The organism is Kitasatospora sp. NPDC004745, from assembly GCF_042873275.1.
Classification (GTDB): domain Bacteria; phylum Actinomycetota; class Actinomycetes; order Streptomycetales; family Streptomycetaceae; genus Kitasatospora.
The window spans coordinates 102,089-118,962 of the sequence record NZ_JBIALK010000021.1 but is presented as its reverse complement, the minus strand read 5'-3'; the positions used below and the strand labels follow the sequence as shown (position 1 = coordinate 118,962).

Sequence of the window (16,874 nt, the reverse complement as noted above, 5' to 3'; positions counted from 1 at the left end):
CGCAGGGGCGGAGAGGAAGTCCGCGCGGTGGGGGTGCCTTCCGGCCGATGGCTCGGGGAGTGCGTGCCCCGCCCCCCGTGGACGCGGGTTCGAAGGCAGACCCTAGGGTCTGGGGGTCAGGGTTGGGGAGGGTGTGGCACGTGGGGCAGGTTCGGGTCGCGGCGGCAGGGCTGCCGGACGGGGTGGTGCACGCGGGGAGCCGGGAGTTCCTGGTGCGGGAGGGGCTGCCGGCCTCGGGGGCGTTCCTGGACTTCGGGGTGATCGGTGACGGCACGTTGGAGGCCCTGCCGGGGTCGGAGCGGTGGTTCGTCCTCGGGGAGACGGAGTACTGCGCGCCGTTCGCCGCGGCCGGCGGCCCGGTGCTGCTGGACGGGGTGACCGGCGAGGTGTTCCTGGGCGAGGAGGGCACGGCCGACGGGGAGGTGCGGCGGGATCCGCTGGCCTCCGGCCTGCCCGCGTTGGCCGGGCTGGTGCGGGAGGTCGAGGAGGTCGCCGCGGCGGCCCGGCGGGCGGACGCCCTGGACGGGCGGCGCGGACCGGCGGTGGTCGCCGAGGTGACGGCCGGGGCGGAGCGCCGGATGCGGGAGGCCGACCCGGAGCTGTTCGGGCGGGCCGCCGCGCCGGCGCACTGGGGCACGGCACTGCTGGTGCGGGCGCTGGGCTGGGGTGCGCTGCCGGGTGGTCCGGGCGGGCCGGCGTTCGAGGTGGGCGCGGAGCTGGTCGCCGATCTCGCCGCGTTGACGGACCAGGACGACGGCGCGGGCGCGGTGCACCGCTTCCGCGCGGAGGAGCTGCCCGCCGGGCTGGTGCACGAGCCGACCCGGCGGCTGCTGACGGAGATCGGGCTGCCGCTCGGCGGGGCGATGTTCGGGGTGGGCGCCGAGCCGCTGGTCACGATGGCGGAGGCGTACCCGGAGTACTTCGACGGCGAGGAGGAGCGCCCGTACCAGCGGGAGTTCCTGGCGCTCGGGGACTGGCCGACGGATCTGACGATCGCGCTGGACGGCGTCACCGGCCGGCTCGAACTGCCGGACTGGTACGACGACGGCGAGCCGGAGGCCTACCTCAACCGCGACCTGTCCGCCCTGCTCTACGCGCTGTGGACGTGCGAACGGCTGCGCGCGGAGTGGGACCGCTGGGACTACGGGCGGGGCCGGGACACCTGGGCGGTGTTCGACCCGCAGTCGCTGCTGAGCACCGTGGTGGACCGTCTGGTGGAGGCCGTCGACCCGGAGGCGTTCGCCTCGCCGGGGCGTTCGTGGCGGCTGCTCGCCGAGGACGCGCACCTGGGCGGCCTGCTGGGCTGATCCGGGCGGGCCCCGCACCGGACGCCCCGGCGGCCGGGCGGGGCGCAGGCGGACGCCGGGCGGGGCGGCGCAGGCGGACGCCCGGCGGGGTGCGGAGGGACGCCCGACGGGGTGCAGGCGGAGACCGGCCGGAATCCGGGCGGAGTCAGGGCTTGCGGTTGCCGCAACGGCAGCTCCTACGGTCGTGACCAGGGCCGGAGGAACCGGCCCCGGTCCGAGCGGACGTGAACGAGGGGGAAGACGGATGGCAGCGGCCTGGCCGATCGCGGCGGTCGCCCGGATGTCCGGGGTGACCGCCCGGACCCTGCGGCACTACGACGAGATCGGGCTGCTGCCACCGGCCCGGATCGGCTCCAACGGCCACCGCTACTACGAGGAGCGGCAGTTGCTGCAGCTGCAGCAGATCCTCGTGCTGCGCGCGCTGGGGGTCGGCCTGACCGAGATCGCCCGGATCACGGGCGATCAGGTGGACGAGCTGGAGGCCCTCCGGGACCACCAGCGCCGGCTGCTCGCCGAGCGCGACCGGCTGGCCGCCCTGGCCGCCACCGTCTCCCGCACGATCGCCGACCTGGAACGTTCCCGAAGGGACGGCACACCCATGACCAGCATCAACCGACCGGAGAACCTGTTCGAGGGCATCCAGCCCGCCGACGTCGAGCGGAGCCTGCGGGACTTCCCCGAGCACGCCGAGGCCGCCCGCCGCACCACCGCCGCGATGAGCCCGGCCGAGGTGGAGGCCGGCCAGCGCGAGCGGACGGCGCGGATGGTCCGCCTCGCGGAGCTGATGACCGCCGGCCACCCGGCGGACGCGGAGACCGTGCAGAGCCACGTCGACGCCGAGTACCGGCAGCTCACCGCCCTGCGCGGCGTCCCGGTCGGGGAGTACCTCGCGATCGCGCGCTCCTGCACCGGGAACGACCAGTGGCGGGCCGTGTACGAGGCCGTGGCCCCGGGTCTGGCCGCCTACCAGCGGGCCGCCATGGAGGCGTACGCGGCGGCGCGGCTGGGCTGATCCGGCGGGCCCGCCCCGGAACGGGGGTCCGGGGCGGGCCGACCGGGGCACCCGGGAGGGTGGTGCCGGGGGCGCGGGGGGACGGCGCCGGGGGCGCGGGCGGACGGACCCGGACGACCTTTGATCGCCCACCGACAAGTGAGAGGGCTCACTCCGCGGCAGGGGGCTCGCTCGCCGACGAGGGGGTCATCTAGGCTGGTGACGTGCTCATCCTTGTTCGTCGTCGCCACGTGGACCTGCTCCGCGTGACGAGCATGTCCTGTCGACGCTCCAGCTGAACCTCGCGCCAACCACCCTCAGGGCGGCCCCCACGTGGCCGCCACCACCTCCCGGCCCCCGGAGCACCCGCCGCACCAGGCGGTTCCTCCGGCCGCCCCCGGTCGATCACCGGGCCCCGCCGGGACGAGACCAGCGGATGTCACACATGTCGCAGCAGCACACGCCCGTACCCGACTCCCTCCCGGTGATCGACCTCTCGCTCGCCCACGGCGGCCCCGAGGACCGTCGCCGCCTGCACGACGAACTCCGTGCCGCGGCCACCGGCGTCGGGTTCTTCCAGCTCGTCGGCCACGGCATCACCCCGGCGGAGACGGCCTCGCTCACCGCGGCGATGCGCGCCTTCTTCGCCCTCCCCGAGGCCGACCGGCTCGCCGTGAGCAACCTCAACTCCCCGCACTACCGCGGCTACACCCGCACCGGCGACGAGCGCACCGGCGGCAGCCAGGACTGGCGCGACCAGCTGGACATAGGCGCCGAGCTGCCCGCGCACGTGCCCGGCACCGGCGAGCCCCCGTACTGGTGGCTGGAGGGGCCCAACCAGTGGCCGGCCGCGCTGCCCGAGCTGCGCACCGCCGCGCTCGGCTGGATCGACCACCTCGGCGACGTCGCCCGCCGCCTGCTGCACGAACTCCTCGCCGCGATCGGCGCCCGCCCCGACTTCTACGACGCCGCCTTCGCCGGCCACCCGCACCTGCGGCTCAAGCTGGTGCGCTACCCCGGCACCGCGCCGGACGGCGCCGGCCAGGGCGTCGGCGCCCACAAGGACTACGGCTTCATCACGCTGCTCCTCCAGGACACCGTCGGCGGGCTCCAGGTCGAGCGCCCGGACGGCACCTTCCTGGAGGTCCCGCCGATGGAGGGCGCCTTCGTGGTCAACCTCGGCGAGCTGCTGGAGGTGGCCACGGACGGGTACCTCAAGGCCACCAACCACCGGGTGGTCAGCCCGGCCGGCGCCCGCGAGCGGTTCTCGGTGCCGTTCTTCTACAACCCGCGCCTGGACGCCCACATCGAGCCGCTGGACTTCCCGCTCGCCCACCACGCCCCCGGCGCCACCGAGGACCCGGAGAACCCGCTGTTCGCCGAGTTCGGCCTCAACGAGTGGAAGGGGTACACCCGGGCCCATCCCGAGGTCACCCGCCGCCACCACGCCGACCTCGCCGAGGCCTCGTCCCGCTAGGTCCCGACGGGCCAGGCCCCGACGGGCCCCGTGGGCCGTCCGCCGCGCCCCGTCCGCCCCCGCCGCCACCACGCGCCGGGGGCGGACCCGTGTGCGGACGCGGGGCGGCGCGGGCCCGGACCGGCACGCGGTGGACCCGCACGCCCTGCACTGTCACACTGCAGCTGTCACAGCGGAAGTGTGCCAGCGCAGGAGGCGACGGATGGGGGAAGCCGTGGAGGACGGGGTGGTCCGGCTCACGGTGGACGAGCTGGCGGCGCGGGCCGGGGTGACGGTGCGGACGGTCCGGTTCTACGGGACGAAGGGGCTGCTCCCGCCGCCGGAGCTGGGCCCGCGACGGGTCGGGCTGTACGGCCCGGCGCACCTGGACCGGCTGGGGCTGATCGAGGAACTGCAGCGCCAGGGCCTCACCCTGGCCGCGATCGAGCGGTACCTGGCGCAGCTGCCGGAGGACAGCACGCCGCTGGACCTGGCGATCCACCGGGCGCTGGTGGCGTCCTGGACGCCGGAGGCGGTGGAGGAGCTGGGCCGGGCGCAGCTGGAGCGGCGGGCCGGGCGCGGCCTGTCGGAGGAACAGGTCGGCCGGCTGGCGGCGATGGGGGCCGTGGAGCGCACGGCCGATCCCGAGGTGTTCCGGGTGGATCCGGGCCTGCTGCCACTCGGGGTGCGGATCCTGGACGTCCCGATCCCGCTGGAGACGCTGCTGGCCGCCCGCGCGGTGGTGCTGGAGCACAGCCGGGCGACGGCCCGGGAGTTGCAGCGGCTGTTCCGGGAGACGGTGTGGAAGCCGTACCGGGAGAGCGAGCCGGCTCCGGAGGAGCTGGCCCGGATGAAGGCGCTGACGGACCACATCCAGCCGATGGTGGCGCAGGCGCTGGTCACGGCGTTCCAGCGGTCGTTGCGGGAGGAGCTGGGCGGGGCCGTGCTGGGCACGGCCCCGCCCGCGCGGGACTGACGGTCACTCGGTCCGGTGCGGAACCTGCGGTCACTCGGTCCGGTGCGGAACGACGGTCACTCGGTCCCTCGCCTGAGCGGCGGTCAGTCCGTGAAGGTGCGCCCCTCCGCCGCGATCCGCTCCAGCAGCGCCGGCGGCGCGAACCGCTCGCCGTAGGCGGCGGCGAGTTCGCGGGCGCGGGCCGCGAAGCCGGCCGGGCCGCCCCGGTACCCGTTGACGTACTGGAAGACGCCGCCGGTCCAGGCCGGGAAGCCGATGCCGAGGATGGAGCCCACGTTGGCGTCGGCCACCGAGGTCAGCACGCCCTCCTCCAGGCAGCGCACCGAGTCCAGCGCCTCGCTGAACAGCATCCGCTCCTTGAGGTCCTCGAAGGGCACCTCGGCCCCGCCCGCGCCGGAGAAGCGCTCCAGCAGTCCGGGCCAGAGCCGCCCGCGGCCGCCGTCCTCGCCGTACTCGTAGAAGCCGGCGCCGCCGCTGCGCCCGGGGCGCCCGAACTCGTCGACCATCCGGTCGATCACGGCGTCCGCCGGGTGAGGGGTCCAGCTGCCGCCGGTCGACTCGACGGCCCGCCGGTACTCGTCGCGGATCTTGCGCGGCAGGGTGAGGGTGAGCTCGTCCATCAGCGAGAGCACCTTGGCCGGGTAGCCGGCCTGCGCCGCGGCCTGCTCGACGCTGGCCGGGTGGACGCCCTCGCCGATCATGGCGACGCCCTCGTTGAGGAACTGCCCGATGACCCGCGAGGTGAAGAAGCCGCGCGAGTCGTTGACCACGATCGGGGTGCGGTCGATCTGCCGGACCAGGTCGAAGGCGCGGGCGAGCGCCTCGTCACCGGTCTGCGGGCCGCGGATGATCTCGACCAGGCGCATCTTGTCGACCGGGGAGAAGAAGTGCAGGCCGATGAAGTCGGCGGTGCGCTCGACGCCCTCGGCGAGCACCCCGATCGGCAGCGTGGAGGTGTTGGAGCAGAGCAGCGCGTCGGGGGCGACGACGCCCTCGATCTCCCGGAACACCTTGTGCTTGAGCTCGGTGTTCTCGAAGACCGCCTCGATGACCGCGTCGCAGCCGGCCAGGTCCGCGGGTTCGGCGGTGGGGGTGATCCGGGCGAGCAGCGCGTCGCGCTTGGCCTCGGTGGAGCGGCCGCGGGCGATCGCCTTGTCCAGCAGCCCGGCGGAGTAGGCCTTGCCGCGCTCGGCGGCCTCCAGGCTCACGTCCTTGAGCACGACCTCGATGCCGGCCCTGGCGCAGGTGTAGGCGATGCCCGCACCCATCATGCCGGCGCCGAGCACGGCGACCCGGCGGACCGTCCGCTTCTCGACGTCCTTGGGGCGCCCGGCACCGGAGTTGACGGCCTGCATGTCGAAGAACAGCGCCTGGATCATGTTCTTGCTGGTCTGGCCGCAGGCCAGCTCGGTGAAGTAGCGGGCCTCGACCACCATCGCGGTGTCGACGTCGACCTGGGCGCTCTCCACGGCGGCGGCCAGGATGTTGCGCGGGGCCGGGTAGGGGGCGCCGTTCAGCTGCTTGCGCAGATTGGCGGGGAAGGCGGGCAGGTTGGCGGCGAAGGCCGGGGTCGACGGGGTGCCGCCGGGGATCCGGTAGCCCTTGACGTCCCAGGGCTGGACGGCGGTCGGGTTGGCCTCGATCCAGGCCCGGGCCCGGGCGGTGAGCTCCTCCGGGGTGGCCACGAGCTCGTGGACCAGCCCGTGCTCCAGGGCCTGCGCCGGGCGGTACTGGCGGCCCTCCAGCAGGAACTTCAGCAGGGCGTCGGTGATGCCGAACAGTCGCACGGTGCGGACCACGCCGCCGCCTCCGGGCAGCAGGCCGAGGGTGACCTCGGGCAGGCCGAGCCGGCTGGCCGGGGTGTCCAGGGCGATCCGGTGGTGGCAGGCGAGGGCGATCTCCAGGCCGCCGCCGAGCGCGCTGCCGTTGACGGCGGCGACGACGGGCCGGCCCAGGGTCTCCAGCCTGCGCAGCGCGCGCTTGATCCGCAGGGACTTCTCCAGGACGGCGGCGGCGTCCTCGGGGCGGGCGGCGGAGAGCATCCGCAGGTCTCCCCCGGCGAAGAAGGTCCGCTTGCCGGAGGTGACGACCACCCCGCGCAGCTCCCCCGCCCCGGCGAGCACGGCCAGCCGCTCGACGACGGCGTCGAAGTCGGCGGTGAAGGCCTCGTTCATGGTGTTGACGGACTGGGTGGGGTCGTCGAGGACGAGGGTGACCACGCCGTCCTGGTCCTGCTCCCAGCGGATGGTGGTGGTGTCGCTCATGAGTTCAGGGTCTCCAGGTCTACCAGGGGGTCAGACGCGCTCGACGATGGTGGCCACGCCCATGCCGCCGCCCACGCACAGGGTGATCAGGCCGTACCGGAGGTCGCGCCGCTCCAGCTCGTCGACGACCGTGCCGAGCAGCATCGCGCCGGTGGCGCCGAGCGGGTGGCCGAGGGCGATGGCGCCGCCGTTGACGTTGACCTGGTCGGGCCGGAAGCCGAGTTCGCGGATGAAGCGCAGGGCGACGGCCGCGAAGGCCTCGTTGATCTCGACCAGGTCGATGTCGGCGGCGGTGAGCCCGGCCTTGGCGAGCGCCTTGCGGGTGGCCGGGGCGGGGCCGGTGAGCATGATGGTGGGCTCGGAGCCGGAGACGGCGGCGGAGACGATCCGGGCCCGCGGGCGCAGCCCGTACCGCTCGCCGACCTCGCGGTTGCCGATGGCGACGAGCGCGGCGCCGTCGACGATGCCGGAGGAGTTGCCGGCGTGGTGGACGTGGTCGACGGCCTCCACCCAGTGGTACTTCTGCAGGGCGACGGCGTCGAATCCGCCGGCCTCGCCGATGGCGGCGAAGGAGGGCTTGAGGCCGGCCAGGGTCTCCACGGTGGTGCCGGGGCGGATGAACTCGTCGCGCTCCAGCACGACCAGGCCGTTGCGGTCGCGCACCGGGACGACCGAGCGGTCGAACAGGCCGTCCGCCTGGGCCTTGGCGGCGCGGGCCTGGGACTCGGCGGCGAAGGCGTCCACGTCGGTGCGGGAGAGGCCCTCGAGGGTGGCGATCAGGTCGGCGCCGATGCCCTGCGGGACGAAGTTCGTCTCGTAGGAGGTCATCGGGTCGGCGAACCAGGCGCCGCCGTCGGAGCCCATCTTGACCCGGGACATCGACTCCACCCCGCCGGCCAGGACGAGGTCCTCCCAGCCCGAGCGGACCTTGGCGGCGGCCAGGTTGACGGCCTCCAGTCCGGAGGCGCAGAAGCGGTTCTCCTGGACGCCGGCCACCGTGTCGGGCAGGCCGGCCGCGATGGCGGCGATCCGGGCGATGTCCGAGCCCTGGTCGCCGATCGGGCTGACCACGCCGAGCACGATGTCGTCGACCGCGGCCGGGTCCAGGTCGGGGAACCGGCGGCGCAGTTCGTGGATGAGGCCGACGACGAGGTCGATCGGCTTGGTGCCGTGCAGCGAGCCGGTGGCCTTGCCCCGGCCGCGCGGGGTGCGGATCGCGTCGTAGACGTACGCTTCGGTGGTCACGGTGGAGAGCCTTTCGGGGGCAGCTTTCGGGGGGTGGCTTCCGGGGCGGGCGGGTCCGGGCTCGGGCTCGGGCTCGGGGCGGGTGCTCAGCCGAGGATGGAGCGGCCGACGATCTCCTTCATGATCTCGGTGGTGCCGCCGTAGATGGTCTGGATCCGGCCGTCGGTGAACGCCCGGGCGACCGGGAACTCGCTCATGTAGCCGTAGCCGCCGTGCAGTTGGAGGCAGCGGTCGGCGGTGCGCTTCTGCAGCTCGGTGGCCCACCACTTGGCCATCGAGGCGTCCGCCGGGGTGAGCGCGTAACGGTTGTGCTCGGTGATGCAGCGGTCGACGAAGGCCCGGGTGACGGCGCACTCGGTGGCGAGCTCGGCGATCTCGAAGCGGACGTGCTGGAGCTTGGCGAGCGGGCGGCCGAAGGCCTCGCGCCGCTTGACGTGGTCGGTGGTGATCTCCACCAGGTACTCGGCCCCGGCGATCGCCGCGGCCGCGATGGTCAGCCGCTCCTGGGCGAGGTTCTGCATCAGGTGGACGAAGCCGCCGTTCAGCTCGCCGAGCAGGTTCTCCTTCGGCACCCGGACGTCCTGGAAGAACAGCTCTGCGGTGTCCTGGGCCTTCTGGCCGATCTTGTCGAGGTTGCGCCCGCGCTCGAACCCCGGCATCCCGCGCTCGACGACCAGCAGGCTCAGCCCGTGCGCGCCGCCCTCCGGGGTGGTGCGGGCGACCACGATCACCAGGTCGGCGAGGATGCCGTTGGAGATGAAGGTCTTCGCGCCGTCGAGCAGGTAGTGGTCGCCCTGGTCGACCGCGCGGGTGCGGATGCCCTGCAGGTCGGACCCGGTGCCGGGTTCGGTCATCGCGATCGCGGTGATCAGCTCGCCGGTGCAGAACCCGGGCAGCCAGCGGCGCTTCTGCTCCTCGGTGGCGAGCGAGGTGAGGTAGGGGCCGATGATGTCGTTGTGCAGGCCGATCGCCAGCCCGGAGGCGCCGGCCCGGGCGAACTCCTCGGCCAGTACGGCGGCGTAGCGGAAGTCCGCGGCGCCGCCGCCGCCGAACTCCTCGGGCACGGCCGTGCCCAGCAGGCCCTGGCGGCCGGCCGCGAGCCAGGCGGAGCGGTCGACGATGCCGGCCTTCTCCCAGCGGTCGTAGTGCGGCAGCACCTCCTTGGCGAGGAAGGCCCGCACGACCTGCCGGAAGTCCTCGTGCTGCTCGGTGTAGATCTCGCGCTGCAACGCTACGCTCCCTGTCCTGTCTCGGAATCGGGTGCCGCCGTCCCGGAATCGGCTGCCGCGGCCCCGGCGTCGGGCGCCACGGCCCCGGCATCGGGTCGCGCCGCCTCGGCGTCGCGGGCCGTGGTCCCGTCATCGGCTGCCGTCGGACGGAGCGAGGGCACCGCCCAGTCGCGCGCCACCTCGGCGGTGTCGGCGCCCGGCCGGGCGGGCGGGCGGCGCACCGCGCCCGGGGTGGCGGAGAACCGCGGGGCGGGGGCGGGCTGGGTGACCCCGTCCACCTCCAGATAGGTGCCGCGGGCCACCAGGTGCGCGTCCGCGGCCGACTGACGCATCGTCAGCACCGGCTCCACACAGGCGTCGGAGCCCGCGAAGACGGCCTCCCACTCGGCCCTGGTGCGGGTGGCGAAGCGGGCGGCGATCAGGCCCCGCAGTTCGGGCCAGCGGGCCGGGTCGTGCTGGCCGGGGGCGTCCGGGCCGAGCTCCAGCAGCCGGGCGAACTCGGCGTAGAACCGCGGCTCCAGCGCCCCCACCGCCAGGTACCCGCCGTCCGCCGCCCGGTAGACCGCGTAGAACGGCGCACCGCCGTCCAGCAGGTTCACCCCCCGGCGGTCCTGCCAGTGGCCGGCCGCGAGCAGGCCCCAGAGCATGCTCGACAGGTGCGCCGCGCCGTCCACGATCGCCGCGTCCACGACCTGGCCGGCGCCGGTGGCGCGGGCGTGGTGCAGGGCGGCGAGCAGGCCGACGGCGAGGTAGAGCGAGCCGCCGGCGTAGTCGCCCAGCAGGTTGGCCGGGATGCCGGGCGGCTGGTCCGGCCCGCCGGGCGCGGCGACCACCCCGAGCACCCCGGCCACGGCGGCGTACCCGAGGTCGTGGCCGGCCGCGGCGGCACGCGGCCCCTGCTGCCCCCAGCCGGTCATCCGCCCGTACACCAGGGCGGGGTTGCGGGCCAGGCAGGCGTGCGGGCCGACGCCGAGGCGTTCGGCGACGCCGGGGCGGTACCCCTCGATCAGCAGGTCGGCCCGTTCGACCAGGTCGAGCACCCGGCCGGCGCCCTCCGGGGACTTCAGGTCGATCAGCACCGAGCGCTTGTTGCGGTTGGTGACGTCCCGGGCCGGGTCGATCCCCAGCGGGGACGGGTCCGGCCGGTCCACCCGCACGACGTCGGCGCCGAGGTCCGCCAGCAGCATCGCCGCGAACGGCCCCGGCCCGATCCCGGCGAGCTCGACGACCCTGACCCCCGCCAAGGGACCGGTCCCGGTGCCCGGCGGAGTGCTCGTGTCACGCACTGGCTGCAGACCCTTCGGGGTTTGACAGTAAAGCTGTAACACTCGCGATGATAGGGAAGCGACCCGCCGGTAACAAGACCCCCCGACGGGCCGGGCGACGGCCGGGGTGACCGCCGGGGCGGTGGTCCGGCGACGGTACGGCGACGCGCTCCGGGACCAGGCGGCGACGGTACGACGACGCCGAGGCGACCGACCCGGAACCGACCGGCCCGGACCCGACGGGCCTAGAACCAGGGGGCGGCCGCCGCGGTCAGGGCCTGCAGGGCCGCGGTCAGCGCCGTGGCGGCGCCCAGGGCACCGGTCAGGGTGAAGACCGCGCGCCTGATCCGCCCGGCCCCGGCCCCGCTCCCGGCCCCGCCGGCCCCCGCCGCGTCGGCGACCTCGGCGAGGGCCTCACCGGCCACGTCCGCCGCACCCGGCGGCAGCTCCCCCGGGGCGAGCGCCCGCAGCTGCGCCCGCAGCGCCTCCACGGCGTCGAGCAGGGCGCGCAGTTCCGGCGCCTCGCCCGGGGCCGGGGCGCCCTGCTGGTGGGTGTACTCCGCGCGGGCGTGGCCGCCGCTCTGCACGATGCCGGTGACGTTCCCGGTGATGCTGATCCCGGTCCCGCCGTCGGACGCGTTCGCCATCTCGGTCGACTCCTCTGCTCTTCGGGTGGTCCGGTCCGGGGTCGTCCCGGGCCGGAACGCTCTGGGGTGGCCCGCGGTGTCACCGGGGCGCAGTCCTGCCGGGGCCCGGCCCTGGCGGGGCTCAGTCCGGCCGGGGGCTGCCGACGCGCGGCGCGGGGGTGGCGATCGGCTGGTACCAGGCGGCGGCTGACTCCCCGCTCTGCACCACGCCGTGCACGTCGCCGTGCACCTGCACCCCGTGGTTGACCACCACGTTCTGGAGCGCCCGCGCCCCCTCCGTCCGGTAGCCGTGCTCGCGCAGGCACTCCTGGACGGCCGTCACGATCCGGGCCCGGACGCACTTCAGGTACCGCTGGACGTCCATCTCCTGGAACAGCTGCTGGTACGCGGGCTCCGCGCCCAGCTCCCGGACGGACAGCGCGGGCCCGTGGTCGACCAGCCGGTTCTCCCGGCACATCCGCGCGTACCAGGCGGCGTTGCGCACGGCGGCCCGGCGGCTGCGGGCCGCGCGGCGCACCACCCCGGCCGAGCCCGCCACCAGGGCGGGCAGCGACAGCAGCGCCGCCGCGGCGAGACCGGTCCACTCGGCCGCCCCGGTGGCCGGGGTGGCGGTGTCGATCGCGTGGTAGGCCCGGGCGACCGGCGGGAGCACGAAGGCCCGGCTCTCCAGGAACAGCTGCCCGCCCTGGAGTTGGGCCCGGACGAACACGGTGACGACGATCTCCTCGTGCCAGCCGGACACCCGCACCGCGAGGAAGTGCCGCAGGCGTTCCTCGGCCGCGAGGTCGACGCTCTCCACCCACCAGCCCGCCGGGTCCCGCAGGCCGCGGTTCAGGGCGGCGGCGCAGCGGGCCGCGTAGGGCGCCAGGGCCGCGAAGGCGGTGCCCGGGCCGTGCCCGCACCAGTCGCCGGCCGGGCCGAGGCGCTTGCCGCTCTTGAACACCAGGTCGTCCACGGCGATGCCGTGCAGGCGGTCGCCGGGGTAGGCCGGGGCGCCCGCCGCACCGAGCCGGGCGAGCTCGGTGCGCAGCCGGGCGTGGACGGCCGGGGCGGTCAGCGGTGCCCGGGCGGCGTCCGGACCTGCCGAGGGGCCCGCCGAGGGGCCTACCGAAGGACCTGCCGAGAAGTCGGCCGGGTCGCCGGCCGTCGGGTCGGGCACCAGCTCGTCGGCGAAGGACCAGTGGTCGACCTCGATCCCGGCGCCGACGAAGGGCGCGTAGTCGCTGTAGACCACGTCGGGGTCGGCCTGCTGCCGGGCGAGCCGCCGGTAGAGGTCCTGGTGGGCCGGGTCCGGGTCCTCGGGGGCGGCGGCGCGGCCGGTTCCGAGGTCGTGCAGGGTCAGTTCGAGGCGCCGGTGGCCGGCCAGGGCCACCGCGAACCAGACCGCGACCAGTCCGGCGATCCACGGCCACCCGATGGCCGCGGCCGAGGTCAGCGCCCAGCCGACGGCCAGCCAGTTGCCGAGCCGGCGGCGCCCGGGCCGCCCGGACCGGACCAGCCAGGCCGCGACCAGCGCCAGCGGGAGGGCCAGCTGCAACAGCCAGATCCGCAGCAGCGGGTCGAGCGCCCCGGCCGGGCCGCCCTCCGCCACGGCGAGGACGGCGCAGACCGTGAGGACCGGCACCACGGCCGCCGCCAGCAGGACCAGCACCGCCCGGGCGACGGCTTGGCGCCGGGCGGCGTAGCACTCCGCGAGCACCGCCACCAGGTCGACCCCGGGGGTCGGCGGCGGCACCCGGTAGGGGTGCTCGGCCAGCTCCTCGATCACCGCGTCGCGGAAGGCCGGATCGAGGTGGGCACCCGCCCGCAGGTAGGCGGTGGCGTCGCCGCGGGGCGTCCCGGTCTGGGCCTGGATGAGCTGCTGGAGCGGGTCCACCGCCGGGACGCCGGGCGGCGGCGGGGGTGTCTGCGGCCGCCGGGGCGGCGGTACCGGTGCGGACGGCTCGGTCATGGCGGGTCCCCTCCCGTCGACTGCGGATCCCCGCACCCGCGCCGGCCGGCGCGGGTGCGGGTGCGGTGCGCTGCGCCCGCCGGCCCGTACGGTGCGCCGACGGGCGCGCGCCGCGCGTGCGGGTTCCTGCGGTGCGCGTGCGGTTCGTACGGTGCGCGTGCGGATCAACGAGCCTCCCCCGGGCCGGGAGGAGGGGCGCGCGGGAAGATCCCCCGGGAGGGGGAGGGCGACCCTTCACCGGGTTGACGTGGCGCCCCCGGGCGGGGCGCGACCGTGGAACCCATGAGGACCTACGAGAACGCGGTGCGGGCGGGGGCGGCCTGGGTCGCCGTCCTGGCGACGGTGCCGTACCTGACGCTCAAGACGCTCTGGCTGACCGGCCATCCGGTGGGCGCCGACGACCCGGCCGCCCTGGACGCGCTCTGGCTGGTGAACCTGCTCACCTTCGGCATGGACGCCGTCGCCCTGGCCCTGGCCCTGGCCTTCGTCCGCCCGTGGGGCCGGCGGGCGCCCGCCGGGCTGGTGGCGTTCCCGATGTGGGTCGCCACCGGACTGCTCGGGACCATCCTCGTCGCGCTGCCGCTGCTCCTGCTGAGCACCCTGCTGGCCGGCCCCGCTCCGGAGAGCCGCCAGGACGGCCCCGACGGGCTCGGCGGCTGGGTCTTCGGGGTGGTGTACGGCGGGTTCGCCGTCCAGGGGGTCGCCCTGCTCACCGCCTTCGCGCTGTACGCCCGGCGGCGCTGGCCGGGCCTGCTGCGGGAGCGGATCGGCGACCTGCCCGACTCCCCCACGCTGACCGTGCAGCGCACGCTCGCCTGCGCCGCCGCCCTGCTCGCCCTGGGCGTCGCGGCGGCCCGCACCTACTGGGCCTGCGGCGGCACCGCCGGGCTGCCGGCGACCATGGCCGAGGACCACAACCGGGGCGTGGCGGTGATGGAGGGGGTGACCGCGGTGATGGCGGTGGCCGCCGTCGGCGCGCTGCTGGCCCTCGTGTTCCGGGCCGGGCCGCGGCGGCGGCTGGTCGGGCCGCTGCTCGTGGCCTGGACGGCCTCCGGCTCGCTGTTCGGCTGGGGCGGCTGGCAGGTGGTGGCCTTCGGCGCGACCACGACCAGGGTGACGGACCTGGGCAAGGCCGTTCCCGGGCTGATGCCGCTGGTGCAGGCCGCCCAGGTGGTGACGGGGCTGCTGGTCCTGGTGGTGGGCGCGGTGGCGCTGGTGGAGCGGGCGGCGGCGCGACGGGTGGCGGCGGGTGCGGCGGAGCGTCCCACGGCGGCGGGTTCGACCGGCACGGCGGAGCGGCCCGCGGCGGCCGGCGCGCCGGGTGCGGCCGGTACCGGGCCCCGGCCCGGGCGGATGGCTCTCCCCGGAGCGGCCGCTGACGTAGAGTCGCCCGGGTGAACACGGGGGTGGGCAGCCGGATCCGGCGTGCGGCCGGGGCCGGGTTCGGCCGGCGGGCGCGACTGCGCTGGACGCACCTGGTGCTGGGCGGCGCCCTGCTGATGCCGTACTGGATGCTCTCGGTGGTGCTGTTCGGGGCGCTCAACCCGGCCCAGGGGCACCTGCGCCAGGTGCTGTTGCAGATCGCCTCGCTGTTCACCTCCCTGCCGATGGCCGCCGTCACCGCGCTGGTGCCGACCGTCCGCCCGCTGGAGGGGGCCGCGGCGCGGGCGCTGTGCGCGGCGGAGCGGCCCGAGGAGCTGGCGACCGGTCCGTCCCGCTCGTGGGCGGCCCGCCGGCGCACCGCGCTCTGGTACGTGCTGCACCTGTTCTTCGGCGGGGTGGTCTCCGGGATGACGCTCGCCGGGGTGCCGTTCGCGGTGGTGCTGATGTTCTCCTTCGGCGGGGCCGCGGACCTCGCGCAGTACTGGGAGAACCGTTTCCCCGGCTGGATGCTCACCGGGCCGGCGCTGGGCCTCGCCGTTCTGCTGCTGATCGTCGTCACCAACGCCGCCTGCGGCGCGCTGCTGGCCCGCTGGGCCCCCGTCCTGCTCGGCCCGACCCCGGAGGAGCGGCTGGCCGCGGCCGAGCGCCGGGCCACCGTGCTGGCCCAGCGCAACCGGCTGGCCCGCGAGCTGCACGACTCGGTCGGCCACGCGCTCAGCGCCGTCGGCATCCAGGCCTCGGCGGCCGCCCGGGTGCTGCGCAGCGACCCGGACTTCGCGGCCGAGGCGCTGCAGGCGATCGAGGAGACCGCACGGGCGGCCGTCGCCGAGCTGGACACCGTGCTCGGGCTGCTGCGCGAGGAGGACGCCGCCGGACCGGCCGGCCCCACCCTCGGCGGGCTGGACGACCTGCTGCGCCAACTGGCCCGCACCGGCGTCACGGTGTCCGCCGACCTGGCCCCCGGCCTGGCCCGGCTGCCGGCCGGGGTCTCCCGCGAGGCCTACCGGATCGTGCAGGAGGGCCTGACCAACGTGCTGCGGCACGCCGGGCCCGCACCGGCCGGGCTGCGGGTGGCGCTGGCCGGGGGCCGGCTGGAGATCGAACTGACCAACCCGCTGGGCACCGCCCGCCCGAGCCGCCCCGGCGGCGGGCGGGGGCTGCGCGGGATCGGGGAGCGCGCGACGGCCCTGCGCGGCGGCAGCACGGCCGGGCCCAGCGCGGACGGGACGACGTGGCGGCTGGCCGTCTGGCTGCCGGTGGGAGGAACAGCAGGATGAACGAGTACGACCGCGACGGGCACCGCCGCGACGGGGGCGTCCGCCAGGACGGCCAGCACCGCGACGGCCAGCACCGCGACGGGCACCACCGCGACGGGGGTGCCGGCGGCGGGACCGTCCGCGTGGTGATCGCCGACGACGAGCGGCTGGTGCGGGCCGGCCTGCGGGTGGTGATCGACGCCGAGCCGGACCTCACCGTGGTCGGCGAGGCCGCGGACGGCGCCGAGGTCGTCCCGCTGGTGCGCGAGCTGCGACCGGACGTGGTGCTGATGGACGTCCGGATGCCCGGCATCGACGGCATCCGGGCCACCGAGCAGCTGGTCGGCGGGATGGCCGAGCCTCCGCGGATCCTGGTGGTCACCACCTTCGAGCACGACGACCACGTGTACGACGCGCTGCGGGCCGGCGCGGCCGGGTTCCTGCTCAAGCGGGCGCGGGCCGAGGAGATGGTCCAGGCGGTGCGGCTGGTCGCGCGCGGCGACTCGCTGCTCTTCCCGGCGGCCGTCCGCGAACTCGCGCTGCGCCACGGCGCGGAGTCCCGCCGGGCCGCCGCCCCGGAGCGCGGGCCGATCGGCCGGCTGACCGAACGGGAGGGCCAGGTGCTGCGGTTGATGGCCACCGGCCTCAACAACGGCGAGATCGCCCGGGAGCTGGTGGTCAGCCAGGAGACGGTGAAGACGCACGTGGGCGGCGTGCTCGCCAAGCTCGGTGCCCGCGACCGCACCCAGGCGGTGATCGCCGCGTACGAGTCGGGCTTCGTGCTGCCGGGCTGAGGACACCTGCCGGTGAGCGGACCGCCCGGGCCGTCCGGTCACCGGCAGGGACGTTTCTTCCGTCCGGCCGCTACCTGCGAGTAGAGTGCGGGATTCCCCCGCAACCGCCC

The 16,874-nt window shown here is 75.9% G+C and carries 13 protein-coding genes; 7 read left to right on the top strand and 6 right to left on the bottom strand.

The window, feature by feature from the left end; genetic code table 11:
• The first annotated feature begins 47 nt into the window (after positions 1-47).
• The 4 genes from ACFYUY_RS28815 (at position 48) to ACFYUY_RS28800 (ending at position 4,730) form a co-directional block, all read left to right on the top strand.
• Positions 48-1,307, top strand: a complete 1,260-nt coding sequence (locus ACFYUY_RS28815) for an SUKH-4 family immunity protein (protein WP_360214160.1) — start codon at positions 48-50, stop codon at positions 1,305-1,307.
• A 244-nt stretch (positions 1,308-1,551) separates the two neighbouring features.
• Positions 1,552-2,319 carry a MerR family transcriptional regulator gene (locus ACFYUY_RS28810; RefSeq protein WP_360214158.1) on the top strand — a complete coding sequence of 256 codons (768 nt, stop codon included), beginning with the start codon at positions 1,552-1,554 and terminating at the stop codon, positions 2,317-2,319.
• 424 nt (positions 2,320-2,743) lie between these two features.
• Positions 2,744-3,775 carry an isopenicillin N synthase family dioxygenase gene (locus tag ACFYUY_RS28805; protein WP_387904921.1) on the top strand — a complete coding sequence of 344 codons (1,032 nt, stop codon included), beginning with the start codon at positions 2,744-2,746 and terminating at the stop codon, positions 3,773-3,775.
• A 202-nt stretch (positions 3,776-3,977) separates the two neighbouring features.
• Entirely contained in the window at positions 3,978-4,730 is a 753-nt protein-coding gene (locus ACFYUY_RS28800) for a MerR family transcriptional regulator (protein ID WP_360214154.1), read from the top strand.
• Positions 4,731-4,813: 83 nt separating this feature from the next.
• Here the strand turns inward: ACFYUY_RS28800 and ACFYUY_RS28795 are convergent, their stop codons facing one another.
• The 6 genes from ACFYUY_RS28795 to ACFYUY_RS28770 all read right to left on the bottom strand — a co-directional run bounded on the left by ACFYUY_RS28795 (position 4,814) and on the right by ACFYUY_RS28770 (position 13,331).
• Entirely contained in the window at positions 4,814-6,994 is a 2,181-nt protein-coding gene (locus tag ACFYUY_RS28795; RefSeq protein WP_387904917.1) for a 3-hydroxyacyl-CoA dehydrogenase NAD-binding domain-containing protein, read from the bottom strand.
• 30 nt (positions 6,995-7,024) lie between these two features.
• On the bottom strand, positions 7,025-8,239 hold the full coding sequence (locus ACFYUY_RS28790) for an acetyl-CoA C-acetyltransferase (RefSeq protein ID WP_360214150.1): 1,215 nt from the start codon (positions 8,237-8,239) through the stop codon (positions 7,025-7,027).
• An 86-nt stretch (positions 8,240-8,325) separates the two neighbouring features.
• Complete coding sequence (locus tag ACFYUY_RS28785; protein ID WP_360214148.1) at positions 8,326-9,468, bottom strand: acyl-CoA dehydrogenase family protein; 1,143 nt, start codon at positions 9,466-9,468, stop codon at positions 8,326-8,328.
• Positions 9,469-9,470: 2 nt separating this feature from the next.
• Entirely contained in the window at positions 9,471-10,754 is a 1,284-nt protein-coding gene (locus tag ACFYUY_RS28780; RefSeq protein ID WP_387904914.1) for a CaiB/BaiF CoA transferase family protein, read from the bottom strand.
• Between the two features lie 224 nt (positions 10,755-10,978).
• Complete coding sequence (locus ACFYUY_RS28775) at positions 10,979-11,380, bottom strand: DUF5955 family protein (protein ID WP_360214144.1); 402 nt, start codon at positions 11,378-11,380, stop codon at positions 10,979-10,981.
• A gap of 121 nt (positions 11,381-11,501) precedes the next feature.
• Positions 11,502-13,331, bottom strand: coding sequence for a hypothetical protein (locus ACFYUY_RS28770; protein WP_360214142.1), 1,830 nt, complete (start codon positions 13,329-13,331; stop codon positions 11,502-11,504).
• 282 nt (positions 13,332-13,613) lie between these two features.
• Here ACFYUY_RS28770 and ACFYUY_RS28765 point away from each other — a divergent pair, with 282 nt between their 5' ends.
• Genes ACFYUY_RS28765 through ACFYUY_RS28755 form a run of 3 tightly spaced genes read left to right on the top strand, consistent with a single transcriptional unit; the run spans position 13,614 to position 16,764 of the window.
• The gene (locus tag ACFYUY_RS28765; RefSeq protein WP_387904910.1) at positions 13,614-14,729 is read left to right on the top strand and encodes a hypothetical protein; all 1,116 of its coding nucleotides are present in this window, start codon (positions 13,614-13,616) and stop codon (positions 14,727-14,729) included.
• Positions 14,726-15,991, top strand: a complete 1,266-nt coding sequence (locus ACFYUY_RS28760) for a histidine kinase (protein WP_360214138.1) — start codon at positions 14,726-14,728, stop codon at positions 15,989-15,991. The genes ACFYUY_RS28765 and ACFYUY_RS28760 overlap by 4 nt, the downstream gene beginning before the upstream one ends.
• A complete protein-coding gene (locus tag ACFYUY_RS28755) occupies positions 15,988-16,764 on the top strand; it encodes a response regulator (protein WP_387904908.1) in 777 nt (258 codons plus the stop codon). The genes ACFYUY_RS28760 and ACFYUY_RS28755 overlap by 4 nt, the downstream gene beginning before the upstream one ends.
• The last annotated feature ends 110 nt before the right edge of the window (positions 16,765-16,874 follow it).